Annotated in this window: 13 protein-coding genes; 11 read left to right on the forward strand and 2 right to left on the reverse strand. The window is 66.8% G+C overall.

Annotated elements, in window-relative coordinates; all coding sequences use genetic code 11:
- The first annotated feature begins 101 nt into the window (after nt 1-101).
- Both E1832_RS10440 and E1832_RS10445 read left to right on the forward strand, forming a co-directional pair.
- Nucleotides 102-1,442 (forward strand): efflux RND transporter periplasmic adaptor subunit, encoded by a 1,341-nt coding sequence (locus E1832_RS10440; protein ID WP_133359695.1) that lies wholly within the window; start codon nt 102-104, stop codon nt 1,440-1,442.
- A gap of 1 nt (nt 1,443) precedes the next feature.
- A complete protein-coding gene (locus E1832_RS10445; RefSeq protein ID WP_133359696.1) occupies nt 1,444-4,554 on the forward strand; it encodes an efflux RND transporter permease subunit in 3,111 nt (1,036 codons plus the stop codon).
- Nucleotides 4,555-4,730: 176 nt separating this feature from the next.
- On the opposite strand, the gene E1832_RS10450 is transcribed toward E1832_RS10445, so the two are convergent.
- Nucleotides 4,731-6,260, reverse strand: a complete 1,530-nt coding sequence (locus E1832_RS10450) for a D-alanyl-D-alanine carboxypeptidase family protein (protein ID WP_425358967.1) — start codon at nt 6,258-6,260, stop codon at nt 4,731-4,733.
- A gap of 227 nt (nt 6,261-6,487) precedes the next feature.
- Nucleotides 6,488-7,195: an HAD family hydrolase gene (locus tag E1832_RS10455; RefSeq protein ID WP_133359698.1), complete on the reverse strand. Its 708-nt coding sequence runs from the start codon at nt 7,193-7,195 to the stop codon at nt 6,488-6,490.
- A gap of 98 nt (nt 7,196-7,293) precedes the next feature.
- Between E1832_RS10455 and clpS the strand changes: the two genes are divergently transcribed.
- The 9 genes from clpS (at nt 7,294) to E1832_RS10500 (ending at nt 16,977) form a co-directional block, all read left to right on the forward strand.
- A complete protein-coding gene (gene clpS, locus E1832_RS10460; protein ID WP_133359699.1) occupies nt 7,294-7,635 on the forward strand; it encodes an ATP-dependent Clp protease adapter ClpS in 342 nt (113 codons plus the stop codon).
- A gap of 9 nt (nt 7,636-7,644) precedes the next feature.
- Complete coding sequence (locus E1832_RS10465; protein WP_133359700.1) at nt 7,645-8,655, forward strand: class I SAM-dependent methyltransferase; 1,011 nt, start codon at nt 7,645-7,647, stop codon at nt 8,653-8,655.
- Nucleotides 8,656-8,679: 24 nt separating this feature from the next.
- Nucleotides 8,680-9,483, forward strand: a complete 804-nt coding sequence (locus E1832_RS10470) for an SDR family NAD(P)-dependent oxidoreductase (protein WP_133359701.1) — start codon at nt 8,680-8,682, stop codon at nt 9,481-9,483.
- A gap of 190 nt (nt 9,484-9,673) precedes the next feature.
- Nucleotides 9,674-10,570, forward strand: coding sequence for an oxygen-dependent coproporphyrinogen oxidase (hemF, locus tag E1832_RS10475; protein WP_133359702.1), 897 nt, complete (start codon nt 9,674-9,676; stop codon nt 10,568-10,570).
- Between the two features lie 474 nt (nt 10,571-11,044).
- Entirely contained in the window at nt 11,045-11,626 is a 582-nt protein-coding gene (locus E1832_RS10480; protein WP_133359703.1) for a TetR/AcrR family transcriptional regulator, read from the forward strand.
- A 62-nt stretch (nt 11,627-11,688) separates the two neighbouring features.
- Nucleotides 11,689-13,662 (forward strand): hydantoinase/oxoprolinase family protein, encoded by a 1,974-nt coding sequence (locus E1832_RS10485; RefSeq protein ID WP_133359704.1) that lies wholly within the window; start codon nt 11,689-11,691, stop codon nt 13,660-13,662.
- Nucleotides 13,663-13,665: 3 nt separating this feature from the next.
- Nucleotides 13,666-14,007 carry an acetone carboxylase subunit gamma gene (locus E1832_RS10490; protein ID WP_133359705.1) on the forward strand — a complete coding sequence of 114 codons (342 nt, stop codon included), beginning with the start codon at nt 13,666-13,668 and terminating at the stop codon, nt 14,005-14,007.
- Nucleotides 14,004-14,810 (forward strand): hypothetical protein, encoded by an 807-nt coding sequence (locus E1832_RS10495; RefSeq protein ID WP_133359706.1) that lies wholly within the window; start codon nt 14,004-14,006, stop codon nt 14,808-14,810. The genes E1832_RS10490 and E1832_RS10495 overlap by 4 nt, the downstream gene beginning before the upstream one ends.
- Nucleotides 14,811-14,838: 28 nt before the next feature.
- Nucleotides 14,839-16,977, forward strand: coding sequence for a hydantoinase/oxoprolinase family protein (locus E1832_RS10500; protein WP_133359707.1), 2,139 nt, complete (start codon nt 14,839-14,841; stop codon nt 16,975-16,977).
- Nucleotides 16,978-17,019 lie beyond the last annotated feature (42 nt).

The raw sequence follows: 17,019 nt of genomic DNA on the forward strand, positions 1-17,019 counted from the left end.
ACGCATGCTGCGCCTTCATGCCAGGGGGCGCTTGGGCTATACCGGGACGAGCGCGCCGGATCCGGCCCGGCGCGCGGCCCTGACCCGGCGGGAGAACGCCCATGAACCTGCGCCCCTTGCTTATCATTCCGCCGCTTGCGCTCGGCGTGATCGGTTTCATCTGGATGACGCGGAGCGGCCAGCCTCCCGCCGCCGCCGAGCCCGAGGCGACGGTGGCCGTGCGGGTGATGTCCGTCACACCGGCGTCGATCGCGCCCACGGCCGAGGGCTATGGCCGGGTGGAACCGGCGCATCGCTGGTCGGCCGTCTCGCAGGTCGAGGGCCGCATCGCCCGCCTGACCGACGGGTTGGCCGAAGGCAGTTTCGTCGATGCGGGCGCCATGCTGGTCGAGGTCGACCGCACCGATTACGATCTCTCGGTGCAAAAGACCCGCGCCAATATCGCCGCCGCCGAGGCGACCCTGGCCGAGCTTGACCGGAAAGAGGCCAACAGCCGCCGCAATCTTGAGATCGAGCAGCGCACGCTCGAGGTGGCGCGAACCGAATTCGACCGCGTCAAGTCGCTGGTCGAGAGCGGCACCAGCACCCAGGCCGCGCTCAACGCCGCCGAAAAGACCCTTTTCGCCCAGCAGAACGCGCTCACCAATGTGACCAATACGCTGGCCCTCTTCCCGGCGCAGCGCGCCTCGGCCGAGGCGACGCTGGCGGTGCGCCAGGCCGAGCTGGCCGAGGCCGAGCGCGCGCTGTCCAAGACCACCATCACCGCGCCCTTCCGGGGCCGCGTCAATACGCTTAACGTCGACCCGGACCAGTTCATCCGCACCGGCGAGACGCTGCTGACGCTGGACAGCGCCGCCGCCGCACAGATCACCGCCGAGATCGCACCGCGCGCCTTTCGCGCCCTGGCGATGGCTTCGGTGGGCGGGCAAATGCCCGAGGGCACGCTGGTCGACACCAGCCGCCTGAGCGGCCTGATGCAGGACCGGGGCATCACCGCCACCGTCACCCTCGACGTGGCCGGCACCACCGCCCGTTACGACGCCCGCATCCTGCGCCTGCGCGGCACCGTGGACAGCGAGACCGGCACCATCGGCGTGGTGGTTCAGGTCGACGATCCCTATATCGCCAACGGCGCCGGCGGCCGCCCGCCGCTCAACCCCGGCAGCTTTGTCACCGTCACCCTCAGCGCCCCGCCGCTCGACGGCGTTATCGCCGTGCCCCGCACCGCGCTGCATCTCGACGATGCCGGCGCGCCCTTTGTCTATCTCGCCGATGCCGAGAACCGGCTGGAAATCCGCCCGGTGCAGACCGGCCCGGCGCTGGGCGGCGACGTGCTGATCACCGGCGGGCTCGAGGGCGGCGAAACGCTGGTGCTCTCGACCCCGACCCCCTCGGTTCCGGGTATCAGGCTGATCCCGGTCACTCCCGGCGGGGCGGGCTGAGATGATCGGCTATTTTGTCCGCCATCCGGTCGCGGCCAACCTGCTGATGGGGCTGGTCTGTATCCTCGGCATCGCCGTGGCCACCGGGATCGAGCGCGAGACCTTCCCCGAATTCGCCGCATCGACCGTCAGTGTCGGCGTGGTCTATCCCGGCGCCTCGGCGCGCGACGTCGACGAGGAAATCTGCATCCCGCTGGAGGATGCCGTCACCGGCGTCACCAGCCTGGCCGAGTTTGACTGCGTTTCGGTCGACGGCCGCGCCAGCGCCACCGCCGAGCTGGACGAGGGCGGCGACATCATCCAGTTCTTCAATGACATCTTCTCGGCGGTTTCGGGTATCACCGATTTCCCCGATGCCGCCGAGGCGCCCACCGTCGAGGTTCAGGGCCAGACCGACCTTGTGGCGCTGATCGCCGTCTCCGGCGTGACCGGCAAACAGGGGCTGATCGAATACACCGACCAGCTCGCTGACCGGCTGCTCGCCCTGGGCGGTGTGGCGCAGGCGGTCGTCTCCGGCATCTCGGGCCGCGAGTTGCGTGTGGTGTTCGATCAGCAGGCGCTGCGCCGTTACGGCCTTTCTGCCAGCGACCTGCTGAACGCGATCGAGACGCGCAGCCTGCGGCAGCCGCTGGGCGATGTCCTGATGGGCGATACCAGTTTTGTGTTGCGCTACTCCGATGTGCGCCGCACGGTGACCGAGCTTGAGGATCTGATCGTGCTCCAGAACGCCGGCGGCGGCGTGGTGCTGCTGCGCGATCTGGCCCGGGTGGTCGCGGTCGACAGCGACGAGAACGTGCAATCGTTCGTCGACGGCGACCAGGCCGCGATCATCTCGATCTACAAATCCAAGGACGACGACAGCATCCGCGTCTTTCAGACCGTCGACGCCCTGCTGACCGCCGAACAGGCGCGCTATCCCGATCCGTTCCGCCTGACCGTGATCAACAACCGCACCGACGTGGTCAAAGAACGGCTCAACCTCATCCTGCAGAATATCGCCATGGGTCTGGTGCTGGTGTTCGGCACCATGTGGCTGTTCTTTTCGATGCGCGAATCTCTGTGGATCTCGGCCTCGCTGCCGGTCTCATTCCTCGGCGGGCTGTTCCTGATGAGCGTGCTGGGCATCACCATCAACATGATCACACTGGTGGCGCTGCTGATGGCGGTGGGCGTGATCATGGACGATTCGATCGTCATCGCCGAGAATATTGACAAATGGCGCGGCAAGGTCGGCCGGCTCGAGGCCGCCGCCCGCGGCGCGATGGAGGTGATGCCCGGCGTCGTCTCCTCCTTCCTGACCACCGCCTGCGTGTTCGGCCCGCTGATGTTTCTCACCGGCGATTTCGGACAGATCCTGAAATTCATCCCGATGGTGCTGCTGCTGACGCTGACGCTGTCGCTGGTCGAGGGCTTCCTGATCCTGCCCCACCACCTCAGCCATGGCGGCAAGGGCGATGCCGTCCCGCGCGAGCGCCGCGCCAACCGGGTACTGAACCGCTTCAAGGACGGAGTTCTGCTGCCGATGGCGACACGGCTGGTGCGGGTGCGCTACCTGACTTTCGGCACGGTGATCGCGGCGCTGATCCTGACCGTGGGGCTGATCGCGTCGGGTTCGGTCAAGGTGATCGGCTTTCCGACCACCGAAAGTGACACGGTGATCGCGCGCGTCGCGCTGACCCCCGGCATCGAGCGCGGCCGCACCGTCGCCGAGGTGGGGCGCATCGTCGCCGCGCTGGGCCGTCTCGATGCGCAGCTCACCCCGGGAACTGAGGGCGCCGCGCCGCTGGTACAGCGGGTGCTGGTGCAATACGCCGTCAACAGCGACGTCACCGCCAACGGCTCCAACACCGCAACGATCACCGTCGATCTGCTCGAAAGCGCCCGGCGCAACGTCACCGCCGACGAGGTTCTGGCGCTCTGGCGGGCCGAAACCGGGCCTATCCCGGACCTGGTGCAGGGTAGCTTCTCGCAGGCCGAGCGTGGCCCCGGTGGCGCCGATCTGGACGTGGAGATTCTGGGCCATGATCTGGAGGTGGTCGAGGCCGCCGCCAACGAGATGCTGGTGGCGCTGGTGTCCCGCGCCGACGTGACCGAGGCCTTTGTCGACCTGCAGGGCGGGCGGCGCGAGGTGCAGATGGCGCTGACGCCGTTCGGCTATTCCGTCGGGCTCACCCCGCAAAACCTCGCGGCGCAGCTGCGCAACGCCTTTGCCGGAGCCGAGGTCGACAGTTTCCGTGTGGGTTTTTCCACCATGACCGTCCGGATCGAACTGGGCGACACCGTCCCCACCCTGGGCGAGCTGGAGCGGTTTCCCATCATCCTGCCCAGCGGCGCGCAGGTCTCGCTGGCCGGTGTTGCGGCCTTCACCCACAGCGTCAGCTACCCCTCGATCACGCGAAAGGACGGCCAGATCACCGCCCGGATCGAGGGCAAGATCGACCGCAGCGCCACCACCTCGTCGCGGATATCGGGCGTCGCGCTGACCCAGATCGCGCCGCAGCTTGAGGCGGAGTATCCCGGCATTTCCGTTCGCATCGGCGGCGCCACGGAGGAACAGCAGAAATCGCAGCAATCGATGATGCGCTCGCTGCTGCTGGGACTGGTCGGGGTCTATCTGGTGCTGGCGTTCCAGTTCCGCTCTTATTCCCTGCCGCTGGTGGTGATGCTGTCGATCCCCTTCGCGCTGATCGGCACGGTGCTGGGCCATCTGGCGCTGGGGCTCGATATGTCGATGCCCTCGATGATCGGCTTTGCCTCGCTGTCGGGAATCGTGGTCAACAACGCGATCCTGTTCCTGACCTTCTTCCAGACCCATCTGGAGGGGGACGACTATGTCTCGGCCTCGCTCAACGCGGTGCGCGACCGGTTCCGGCCGATCCTGCTGTCGACCTCCACCACCTTTGCCGGGCTGGTGCCGATCATGTTCGACACCAGTCCGCAGGTGCAGACGATGGTGCCACTGGTCGTCTCGGTCGCCTTCGGGTTGCTGGCCTCGATGGTGCTGGTGGTGCTGGTGTTCCCATCGCTGCTGTCGATCTATTTCGACATGTTCTCCCTGCGCAAATGGATCGGCCGGTTCCGGAATGAATCGGACGAAGAACCCGCACAATAGCGGCAGAGCAACAGACCAGGCCCGGCGATCGAACCAGCCGGCGCTGACGTGGCGGCCGCGGGATCCGGCCACAAGGTCGGCTCAGCACGATACTGCGGGTTTTCAGATGAGGCTTTGAAGTGAGAAAGGCGCGGCCCCAAAGCCCCGCCTTTCCCCGATCTCACGCTCCAGGCGTCTCAGGAGGACGGCCCCAGAACGTTGCAGGTCACGTTGCGCGCCATCAGCCGGCGGCAGGCCAGATCGGCGGTCTCTTCGGTCATGCCCATGAAGTTGGCATCGAACCCCTTCTTGCTGCGCACCACCTTGCGCAGGGTGCCGTCCAGCGTCTCCATCTCCGACAGGGCCGTGCGCAACAGTGTCTTTTCGGCCTGATACCGGCTGGTATAACGGCCCACGTTGATGCCCCAGTGCCGTTCACCCGAGGTCGACAGCCGGGTGACAATCTCCTGATCCTCCTCCGGCACCGGTTGCGAGACCTCGACCAGATCCTCCACCAGATCCTGGGGACGCAGCGCCGGGCGGGGCACCTCGACGGGCGCCACCGTCGTGTTCGACACCCTGTCCGCCCCGGTCGCGGTCTCCGTCACCGCCGCCGTTTCGATCGCGGTTGTTTCCACGGTCTCAGAGAGCGGCACCGCGGTCGCCATCGCCTCGGCAACCGCCGCAGCGATCACCGCGGCATCGGCATCGTCGACCTTGGCGATCAGGACCGCGCCGTCGCCGGGCCGGGCCATCGGCCGCGGGCTGGAGGTCACGGCGCCCACCAGGCGGACCATACGGCCCGTCGGAGCACCCTCTTCCACATTGGCTGCATAGGCTGGCGGAGGCGGCTTGCGCACCGGCGCCCGCGACGGGGCGCGCTGGAAACCCAGATCCAGAAGCTCGGCCACCTTGGCATTGCGCGAGGACGAGGATTTGCCGCCGAACACCGTGGCGATCACCCGCTCGTCGCCGCGCTGGGCCGAGGCCACCAGGTTGAAGCCGGCGGCGCGGGTATAGCCGGTCTTGATCCCGTCAGCCCCCTTGTAGGTGTTCAGGATGCGGTTGTGCGAGGTCACCGTCTTGATTCCGGCGCTGGTGCTTTTGCGCGAGAACAGATTGTAGTATTCCGGGAAATCGTACAGCAGATGCCGCCCCAGGATGGTCATGTCATGCGCCGTCGACAGATGACCGTTTTCGGTCAGCCCGTGGGCGTTCCGAAAGGTGGTGCGCGTCATCCCCAGCGCCTTGGCGGTGCGCGTCATCCGCCGCGCAAAGGCGGCCTCCGATCCGCTGATCGCCTCGCCGATGGCGGTGGCCGCATCATTGGCCGATTTCACCGCCGCCGCCCGCACCAGATAGCGCAGGGCGATTTTCTGTCCCGCCTTCAGACCCAGTTTCGAAGGCGGTTCCGCGGCGGCGTTCTGCGACACCCGCACCATGGTATCCATGCTGATCTCGCCGTTCCGCACCGCCTCGAAGGCGATGTAGAGCGTCATCATCTTGGTGAGCGAGGCGGGATGCAGCCGGGTGTCGGCATTGCGCGCATGCAGCACCTCGCCGGTGCGCGCGTCCATCACCATGGCCGCATACGGCGCGGCGCGGGCCGGCGCTGCGGTCAGCCCCACCATCAGGGCGACCAGAACCAGCGCCCATAGCGCGGGCGCCGGGTTCGCTGGAAAATGACTCGGCCCGGAACGGGCCGGACGGATACGCCGGACCTGCACGATATTGCCTCTGTCTGCCTCGTCGCCCCCGGTTGTCCGGGCGCATATTCTTGATTTGTTGAGCCAAGGCTAACACAGGGAATAATCAAAATAAACCCAGTGGTTGCGAGGAATTCTTAATTTCGTCCCCGGCGGAATTCCAACATCTTGAGGTCGGAAGGAGTCTGCCCGCAATACCAGGGATTGAGGCAAAACCAAGGCCGCGGAATCGATGCGCGGCGGCGACCTCAGCCGGCCTCGATCCGTGCCACCAGGCCGGGCAGCGCGCCCAGATCCCCGATGCTGCGGTATCGCGGCGCCTGTTCGGGCGCCTCGGCGTGTTCCAGATCCCACTGCAGGTCATGCGGCACATGCACGCCCCAGCCCCCCGCCTCGATCGCCGGCACCACGTCCGAGCGCATGGAATTGCCCACCATCATCGCCTGCGCCGCCCCGGCGCCGTGCCGCGCAAAGATCTCCTGATAGACCGCCTGGGTCTTTTCCGACACGATCTCGACCCCGTCGAACAGATCGCCCAGCCCCGACTGCGCCAGCTTTCGCTCCTGGTCCAGCAGATCGCCCTTGGTGATCAATACCACGCGATGAGTCTCGGTCACCGCCTCCACCGTCGCCCGCGCATGGGGTAACAATTCGATCGGATGGGCCAGCATGTCCTGGCCCGCGCCGATCAGCTGACGAATGATGCGGGCCGGGACCCGATCCTCGGTCACTTCGATGGCGGTCTCGATCATCGACAGCGTGAAGCCCTTGATGCCATAGCCATAGCGCCCGATGTTGCGCCGCTCGGCCGCCAGCAGCCGCGCCGACAGATGCCCGGGTTCGGCATAGTCGGCCAGCAATTCGGCAAAGCGGTTCTGGGTCAGCTGAAAGAACCGCTCATTGTGCCAAAGCGTGTCATCGGCGTCGAATCCGACAAGGGTCAGTTTGCGCATCATGGCTTGTCTGTTCGCTATCCCTTTTCTAAACCCGCCGGAACGTTATATAAGAGCGCTGACAATCACCGCATGACCGTAACCGGACGAGAAGCCTCTTGATGCTGCTACAGCCATTGATGATGACCGACAAGCCGGACGGCGGAGGCGAGGCGTCGACCCTGCTCAAGACCCGGCCCAAGACTAAGCGGCCGCCGCTTTACAAGGTTCTGCTGCTCAACGACGACTATACGCCGATGGAATTCGTCGTGCACGTGCTGGAGCGGTTCTTTTTCATGACCCACGCCCAGGCGTTTGAGATTATGCTGACCGTGCATAAAAAGGGCGTCGCCGTGGTTGGCGTGTTCAGCCACGAGATCGCCGAAACCAAGGTGGGGCAGGTGATGGATTTCGCCCGGCGGCATCAGCATCCGCTGCAATGCACCATGGAAAAAGAGGAATAGGGAAGCGCTTTGTCCGCGCGCCTGTCACTCGCCATCGAGCAGGAGGGGCTGACCCTTCCGGCCAGCGGCCCGATCCTGGTGCTGCATCCGCGCGCCGGTGCCGATCTGGCTGCGCTGCCGCGGGAACGTACCCTGTTGATTCAGCCGTTCCGTCCCGATCATGATTTTCTGACCGCCAGCGGTTTTCCCAATGTCGCCTGGATGGCGCCCGGGGCACACCGCTTTGCCGCCGCCCTTGTGTGCCTGCCGCGGGCCAAGCGGCAGGCGCAGGCTCTGATCGCCCAGGCGGCGCGGCAGACCGATGGGGTGGTGATCGTCGATGGTGCCAAGACCGATGGCGCCGACAGCCTGATGCGCGAGGTGCGCAAGCGGGTGCCGCTCGACGGGGCGCTATCGAAATCGCATGGCCGGATTTTCTGGTTCCGGACCGACGCGGCGGGATTCGACGCGTCCGCCTTTGCGGACTGGGCCGAAGCGGATACCCAGCGCGTGGGCGGGTTTGTCACCGCGCCTGGCGTGTTTTCAGCCGACGGGATCGACCCGGCCTCGGAAATGCTGGCGCAGGCGCTGCCCAGGCATCTCGGCGCCCACGTTGCGGATCTGGGCGCCGGGTGGGGCTATCTCGCCACGCGGCTGCTGGCCGACGACCGGCTCGAATCGCTCGACCTGATCGAGGCGGACCGCATCGCGCTCACCTGCGCGATGGAGAATGTCCGCGATCCCCGCGCGCGATTCCACTGGGTCGATGCCGCGCTGTTCCGCGCCGCCGGTCCGCTCGACGCTGTGGTCACGAACCCGCCTTTCCACACCGGCCGCGCCGCCGACCCCTCGCTGGGGCAAAGCTTTATCCAGGCCGCCGCGCGCCTGCTCGGCCCGCAGGGCCAACTCTGGCTGGTGGCCAACCGGCACCTGCCTTATGAGGCCGCGCTCGAGGCCGGTTTCACCGAGACCCAGGAGGTCGCCGGCGACGGCCGGTTCAAGGTGCTGCGCGCGGCCCGGCCCCGCCGCGTGCGTGGCTGACCCCATTCCGCTAGGAGAGATCCCATGTCTTTTTCCATCGCCGGCAAGACCGCCATCGTCACCGGCGCCGCCAACGGCATCGGCCTGGCGATCGGCCGCCAGTTCGCCCGCAAGGGTGCCAACGTCATGTTTGCCGACATGGACGAGGCCAGGCTGATCGACGAACTCGGCGAACAGGCCGAGGACAGCAACGTCCGCTATTTCGCCGGCGACCTGCGTGAGCGGCTGACCATCGCCAACCTGCTCTCGGCTACGCTGGATGCCTTCGATCAGGTCGATATTCTGGTCAACGGCGCCCGCCAGGTGATCCCCTCGGATCCGCTGGACCCGGACGACGAGTCGGTCGCCGCGCTTCTGAATCAGAACCTGATGCCGGCGCTGCGGCTCAGCCAGATGGTGGCCAAGCGCATGATCCGGCAGGCCGAGGACCGCGAAGAGGGGGCCAGCGCCGGGGCCATCATCAACCTCAGTTCGATCGCCGCGCGCCGCACCCACCCGGACCTGATGGCCTACTCGGTGTCGACCGCTGCGCTCGACCAGATGACCCGCTCGCTCGCCGTGGCGCTGGCGCCGCACCGGATCCGGGTCAATGCGGTGGCCATCGGCTCGGTGATGAGCGCCTCGCTCAAATCCACGCTTAAGGAAAACCGCGCCTTTCGCCAGGACATCGAGGATCACACGCCGCTCGCCCGTATCGCCGCCCCGACTGAACTGGCCGATGCGGCCCAGTTCCTGGCCTCCGACGCCGCCGGTTTCATGACCGGCCAGATCCTTACGCTGGACGGCGGCCGCACCCTGCTTGACCCGGTGGCCGCCCCGGCGCACTGAGGTTTTCCCGGGCGCGCGCCCGGGAAAACCTCGGGCGGCACGTTTCAGCGCCGAACCGGCGACGCCGCGGCAGGGCACGCGAGTCCGTCCGCCCCTGCGTCAAATCGCAGACCCCCGGAAAACCGCTGGCCCCCGCCGCCATCCCGGTTAGATTGGCGCCCCAGAACCGATAGCCCCGGAGATGCCCAAGATGACCACCGATTTCGACACCGAAAAAGCCACCGCATCGGCCTGGTTCCGCACGCTTCGCGACCGGATCGTTGCCGCCTTCGAGGCGCTGGAGGACAGCCACGGCGAGGGCCCGCTCTCCGATGCCGCCGCCCCCGGCCGTTTCGAGGTGAGTGAAACCAGACGTGCCTCTGACGACGGCTCCGACGCCGGTGGCGGGCTGATGAGCGTGATGCGCGGCGGCCGGGTGTTCGAAAAGGTCGGCGTCAATGTCTCGACCGTCTACGGGCAATTGGGCGAACGTGCCCAGGCCGCCATGATGGCGCGCAAGGGCCTGCCGGGGATGAAGGACGACCCGCGCTTCTGGGCCTCTGGCATCAGCCTGGTCGCCCATATGCAGAACCCGCACGTCCCTGCTGTCCATATGAATACCCGGATGTTCTGGACCCCGCACGCCTGGTGGTTCGGCGGCGGCTCCGACCTTAACCCCTGCATCGAATATGATGAGGACACCGCCCATTTCCACGGGGTGCAAAAGGCCCACCTCGACCCCCATGGGGCGGCGCATTACCCGCGGCTCAAGGATTGGGCGGACGAATATTTCTATATTCCCCACCGCCACCGCGCCCGCGGGGTGGGGGGCATCTTCATGGACGATTACTGCACCGACGACTGGCCGGCCGATTTCGCGCTGACCCAGGACATCGGCCGCGCCTTTGTGCCCGCCTTCGTGCCGCTGGTCGAGAAACGCCGGGGGCAGAGCTTCACCGAGGCCGACCGCGACACCCAGCTGATCCACCGCGGCCTCTATGCCGAGTACAACCTGGTCTACGACCGCGGTACCAAGTTCGGGCTGGAGACCGGCCACGACGCCAATGCCGTTCTGATGAGCCTGCCGCCGCTGGCCAAATGGCCCTGAGCCGGGGGAAACCCCGAACCTTGTCCCGAACATGACGTCCGGGCGCGCCTGCCGCGCCCGGGACTCAGATGCGGCGTCCGTGACGGTCCGCAACAGATCTCGCCGAGAGCCCCGCGATCATTCAGAGCTGCGGTAGGGCCGGAACATGGCCGATCTGACGGATCGTGGTGACGGCCACGACGCCGAGGCCGGCGCTATGCCCGAAACGGGCATGATCATCTGTGCCGATCCTATTCCGGGTGAGGTTGCCGGATCGCGAGACGCGGGGCGGGACCCACCGTTTCGCCCCAGAGGTGCAGCGCCTTCGGTGGCTGGGCTGCCCGGATAAATTCACACGAACCAATGAGATAGCGGCGAAGCTTCGCGGTGGGAACGAAAGTTGCGTGAATGTCGATTGACAGGTGGTATTTGTTGTGGTGAATTTAGATCGAACGTTCGATTGATTCTTTTCGGCGTTCAGGAGGAGGACCGGAAATGACCAGCCAGGCGGATATGCGCGAAGGCCTTTTGTCGACGGCGCTCGACATCTTTTCGGAAAAGGGATTCAGCGGAACCTCGATCCGGGACATCGCCAAGGTTCACGGCGTCAGCCTGTCGAATATCTACTACCATTTCGGCAGCAAAGAGGGGCTCTGGCGCGAAATCCTGAAGCGGTCGGTCAGCGAATTACCGAACGTCCTGCGCCAGGCCGAGGCCGGCGAAACCGCGCCGCGCGCCCAGCTTGAGGCGGTGGTGCGCGCGCATCTTCGCGTGGCCATCGACCACCAGAGAGAGTTGTTGATGCTGCTGGTCCAGGAGGGGCAGCTGGAGGCCGGGATCGGTCATGACACTGTCGAGATCCAGCGCGACATCCTGAGCATCTATTCGGGCATTCTGGAACGGCTCAGCGCCGAGGGCGCGCTGCATTCCGAACATGTGAAAATCACCGTCTTCAACATTCTCGGCGTCATCAACTGGTACCTGCGCTGGTACCGCTCCGATGGCCCGCTGGACGTGGAGACAATTCATCAGGACGTGCTGGAATTCGTCCTGCGTGGCGCCTGCCACGACGCTTAGACACAGGTCACAGCCGGGCCGAAACGAACTGGGCGGAGCATCCGCGCAGAAGGGAGGAAGAATTGGGTTACACCATAGATATCGACACCGGGGGCACGTTCACCGATGGCTTCGTTGCCGGGCAGGGAGGGGCCTGGGCGGTCAAGACACCGACCACCCCGCATGACCTGACCGAATGTTTTCTGAACTGCGTCCGGGCCGGAGCCGAGGCCGTGAAACTGTCCGTCGAGGGGTTTCTCGAGCGGACCGATGTGATCCGCTTCGCCAGCACCGTCGGCACCAACGCGCTGATCGAGCGCAGCGGCGCCAGGATCGGTCTGATCCTCTCGCGGGACGGCGGGGCGCTGGCGCCGCTGGCGGGGGAGGCGGGACGCGGTCTCATCGACCCGGACATGCTGGTCGAGATTGCGCCGGATCTGCCGATGGATCAGGTTCTGACCCAGGCGCAGGCGCTGATCGACGCCGGCGCCCAATGCCTGGTCGTGGCGCTGGAGGGCAGCGGCGCCGACCCCGCCCGCGAACGTGCGGTGCGTGAGACCATCAAGCGTGAATACCCGCGCGATTTCCTGGGTTCGATCCCGGTCTTCCTGTCGTCTGACATCACCGTGCGCGATGGCTATGGCGAGCGGATCAACAGCGCGGTGGTCTCTGCCTATTCCCACAGCCGTCTGGCGCGGCTCCTTTACAAGGCCGAGCAGGAGCTGCGCGGGCTGCGTTATCGCGGGCCGTTCCTGATCGGCCATAACGACGGCGCGGTGGCGCGGGTGGCCAAGACGCGCGCGATCAGCACCTATAACTCCGGCCCGGCCGCGGGCCTGGTGGGCGCCCGCGCGATTGCCGCGCTTTATGGCGAGGCCGATGTGATCTCGGCCGATATGGGCGGCACCTCCTTCGATATCGGGCTGGTCAGCGACGGGTGGCTCAACGTTGCCCTGCGGCCTCAGATCGAAGGCTATCGCACCAATGTGCCGATGACCGAGGTTTCGGCGCTGGGCGTTGGCGGCGGCTCCATCGCCGGGGTCAGGGACGGCGCGCTTTTCGTCGGCCCGCGTTCGGCGGGCGCGGTGCCGGGGCCGGCCTGTTTCGGGCTTGGCGGGACCGAACCCACCGTGACCGACGCCAATCTGGTGCTGGGCCGGATCGACCCCGACAACTTTCTGGGCGGCGCGCGCCAACTCGACACTGACAAGGCCCGGGCGGCAATAACGCGCGCGCTGGCCGAGCCGCTGGGCCTCTCGGTGGAGGCGGCGGCGCTCGCCGTGATCTCCCGCGTCGATCAGGAGGTGGGCCGGGCCATCGGCGCGCTGAGGCAGCAGGCGGTCGGCGACAGTCCGCTGCTGACCGTCTATGGCGGCGCCGGGCCGCTGCATGCCTGCCGGGTTGCCGAGGCGGCGGGTCTGAAACGGATCGTGGTCACGCCCTACTCGGCGGTGTTCTCGGCGTTTTCCTCGTCTCTGATGGACGTGGGGCACAGCTATTTGCGGGCGGTAGATATGCGTCCCGACGATCAGGCATTGCCCGAAACCGTCGAGGGCGTTCTGCGCGACATGCAGGGCGCGGCCCTGCGCGACATGCGCGGCGAAGGTTTCGATACGGCCAGCCTGTCCTGGCAGATGGACGCCATTCTGAGCCGGGAGGACGGATCCGAGGGGCGCGTGCGAGTCGATGTCGTCAACCCCCTGTCCGCCGAGGCGCGGCAGACGCTGCACGAGGCGATCCGCCGCGATGTGCCCGACGCGGTCGCGCTGGGTGCGGTGGGCCTCTTCGTCTCGGCCCCGGTTCCGCATTTCCGGTTCGAGGAACAGCCCTTAACCCCGGCTGCCTCGGAGACCGCCCGGCTCGGCGTCCGGGAGGTGGTCACCGAGGGGGGCGCCGCCCCCCACGAGGTGCGGGTCTTTGACCTGGAGCGGATGGTGCCGGGCCAGGCCCTGACCGGGCCGGCCCTTCTGGAAAGCTCCAAGACCACCGTGTGGGTCGCGCCGGGCTGGAGCGCCGCGGTCGACCGATATTCCAATCTCATGCTGACGGAGGGCTGAGTCATGACCGTTCGGATCACCGAGAACCTCTGCATCGATCTGGCCCGCGAGGAGTGGTGTTGCGTCGCTTGCAATCACCGGCTCGCCAAGGCGCGGGAAAACTACAAGACCGGGTGCCTCGTGGCTGAAGTGCCGATGGAAGAGGCGCATCCGCCATTGCTGGAAGGGGCTGCCTTCAGCTTCATGCCCAATCCGGATTTCTGCCGGCTGGTCGAATTCTACTGTCCCAATTGCGGCACGGTCCTGGAAAACGAATATCTGCCGCCGGGCCATCCGCTGACCCATGACATCGACCTCGACATCGACGCGCTCAAGGCGCGCCACGCGGCGGACACCGCGCCATGAGCGGGGCGGAGGCGATCGCGGCCCTGCGGCACGAAACCGCCTGGCCGGCCCCGATCCTGATGCCCTCGGCGGCCGGACTCGGCGCCCGGCTGGAGGGGCGCGCGGCCTCGGATCTGCGCGGCAGCGCACAGGGTCTGGCCGACGCCTGCCTGTCGGCGGCACGGTTTCTCGACGCGGATGCGGTCTGGATCTCGGCGCTGGCCCCCGACGAGGGGGCGGATTTCGCGGCCGGCTTCCTGCACGATGCGGCGATGCGCGCCATCGCGGCCGCCCGCACCGCCCGTCTGGGCGCGGCGGTCGAGTTGCGCGGCCCATTGTTCCGCGCGCTCGAGGTCGGCGGCGATCTGGATGCGGCGCTCAAGGTCGTCAAACCTGCGATGATCGCCGAATTCGAGGCCATCGCCAAGCTGCGCCCGGACATCATCGTGCTGGCGGATCCCCGGGCGGACCCGCCCCAGGCCGAAAGCCGCGCGCTGGCCCGGATCTATGGCGCGCTCAAGCGGCTGGCGGAGCATTACGACATTCTCAAGGGCATGGCCCCCGCCCAGCCGGGCATGACCGGCCCGGGGGCACCGGACCTGGACTTTGGCGATGCGCTGAGCCCGGGGCGAACCGGCCGCGCCCACGGGATCGCGCCGGACTGGAGCGCGGCCCAGACCTTTGCCCGCTCGGTTGACGACGCCCTGACGGCGGCGCTGCGGGAGGGGGCCGCGCTTATCGTGTCGGGGCGCGCCGGGCTGTCAGCGACACAGGATCCGGAAACGGTCCGCAACACGGTCCAAGGGATACGGGACCGCGCCTGATCCGCGCGTCCAACAGGAGGAGACAATCATGACATTCGATGTTGGCATCGATATCGGCGGCACGTTCACCGATCTTTGCGCCATTGGCGCGGACGGGAACCTGATCACCGCCAAGACCCCGACCACCCACTATGATCTTTCGGTCGGGCTGATCCGCGGGCTCAAGGATCTTGGCCGGCGTGCCGGGCAGGAGCCTGAGGTGTTTCTGGGCAATGTGGAGGCGCTGCGCTATTCCACCACCATCGGCACCAATGCGTTGATCGAGCGCAAGGGGCCGCGTCTGGGCCTGATCACCACAGCCGGGTTCGAGGATACCATCTTCATCGGCCGCAGCCGCAGCTGGGCGGACGGTATGGCGGTCCATGAAATCCGCGACATGGCCACCATCGCCAAACCCGCGCCGCTGGTTCCGCCCGAGATGGTCGTGGGCCTTTGCGAGCGGATGGATTGCCACGGCGCGGCAGTGCGCCCGCTGGACCCCGACGAGTTGCGCGAGCAGTTGCAGAAACTGGTCGATCAGGGCGTGCAGGGCATCGTGGTGTCGCTGATGTGGTCGTTCCTGAACCCCGCGCATGAGCACGAGGTCCGCCGCATCATCGAACAGGAATACCCCGAAGAGTTCCTCGGTTCGATGCCGGTGACACTGGCCAGCGAGGTGTCTCCCAAGGCCGGCGAATACACCCGCACCATGACCGCGCTGGTCAACGCCTATATCCACGGGGTGATGACGCAGGAACTGGGGGATCTGACAACCAACCTGCGCCGCGCCAATTACCGCCGGCCGCTGATCCTGGTGCACAATACAGGGGGCTCCAAGAAGGTGTCGCGCACCCGGGCGGTGCTGACCCACAACGCCGGGCCGGTGGCGGGCATGTACGGTGCCGCGCTGATCGGCGCGCAGGAGGGGCACGAGAACATCATTTTCGCCGACATGGGCGGCACCTCTTTCGATATCGGGGTGTTGGCGGGCGGCCGGCTCAAGGCGCAGGATTTCATTCCCGTCATCGACCGCTGGCGCACCAACATCCCGGCGATCGAGGTGAAATCCATCGGCGCCGGCGGCGGATCCATCGCCTGGATCAACGCGGCGATGGGCGGCCAGCTCGAGGTTGGACCGCAATCGGCGGGATCGGTGCCCGGACCGGCCTGCTACGATCAGGGCGGCATCCAGCCGACCGTGACCGATGCCGATCTGGTGCTGGGCTATATCAACCCCGACAACTACCTGGGCGGCGCGATGCTGCTCGATCCGGACGCCGCCGAAGAGGTGATCGGCGAGAAGATCGCGCAGCCGCTGGGGATATCCAACCTCGAGGCCGCCTGGCGCATCCGCCGTCTGGTCGACGCGCGCATGGGACAGGAGATGTTCAACGAGGTGGCGCTCAAGGGCCACAACCCGCGCAAGTTCGTCGTCTTTGCCTGCGGCGGTGCCGGGGCCGGGCACGCCTGCGGATTTGCCCGCCATATCGGCGCGGGCACGGTGATCGTTCCGGCGATGTCCTCGGTCTCCGGTGCGTTCGGGGCGTCGAGCATCGAGATCCGCCAGGTCTGGGAACAGTCGCGCAGCTTCAAGGTGTTCAACTTCATGGACCAGTCCTATCTGGCCGATCCGGCGCCGCTCAACGCGCTGATCGACGAGTTGAAGGACCGCGCCATGCGCGACCTCAGGCTGGAGGGATTCGACGGCGACAGGGTCGATTTCACCCTCGATTACGACATGCGCTATGGCTCGCAATACCACCTGACGCGGGTGACCGCGCCGAAGCTCGGCTTCGAGGGCGCCGAGGACACCAGGGCGCTCTGCGATCTGTTCGAGGCGCAATACGCCACCACCTATTCGCCCGAGGCCGCTTTCCCCTCCGGGGGGATCAATATCGAGGCGGTTTTCGTGACCGCCCGGGTTCGGCAAGAGCCGCGCAGGCTGATCGCGGCGGGCGAGGCGGCGGCACGCCCGGCCCCGGTTACGGCCACGCGCCCGGCCTGTTTCGATCCGGCGCAGGGGATGGTGGACACCCCGGTCTATGATTGGGCCGCGCTTAACCCCGGCGACACCATCACCGGCCCGGCGATCATCGAGGCCCCCGACACCACCTATGTGATCGAACCGGGCTGGAGCTATCGCATGAACGAGTTCCGCAACGGCATCGTCACCGCTGACGCCGGCTGAGGACAACATCCGCCCCCGGTCCCGCTGCGGCGGGACGGGGCG

Origin of the sequence: Antarcticimicrobium luteum, assembly GCF_004358185.1 — a bacterium.
Classification (GTDB): domain Bacteria; phylum Pseudomonadota; class Alphaproteobacteria; order Rhodobacterales; family Rhodobacteraceae; genus Antarcticimicrobium; species Antarcticimicrobium luteum.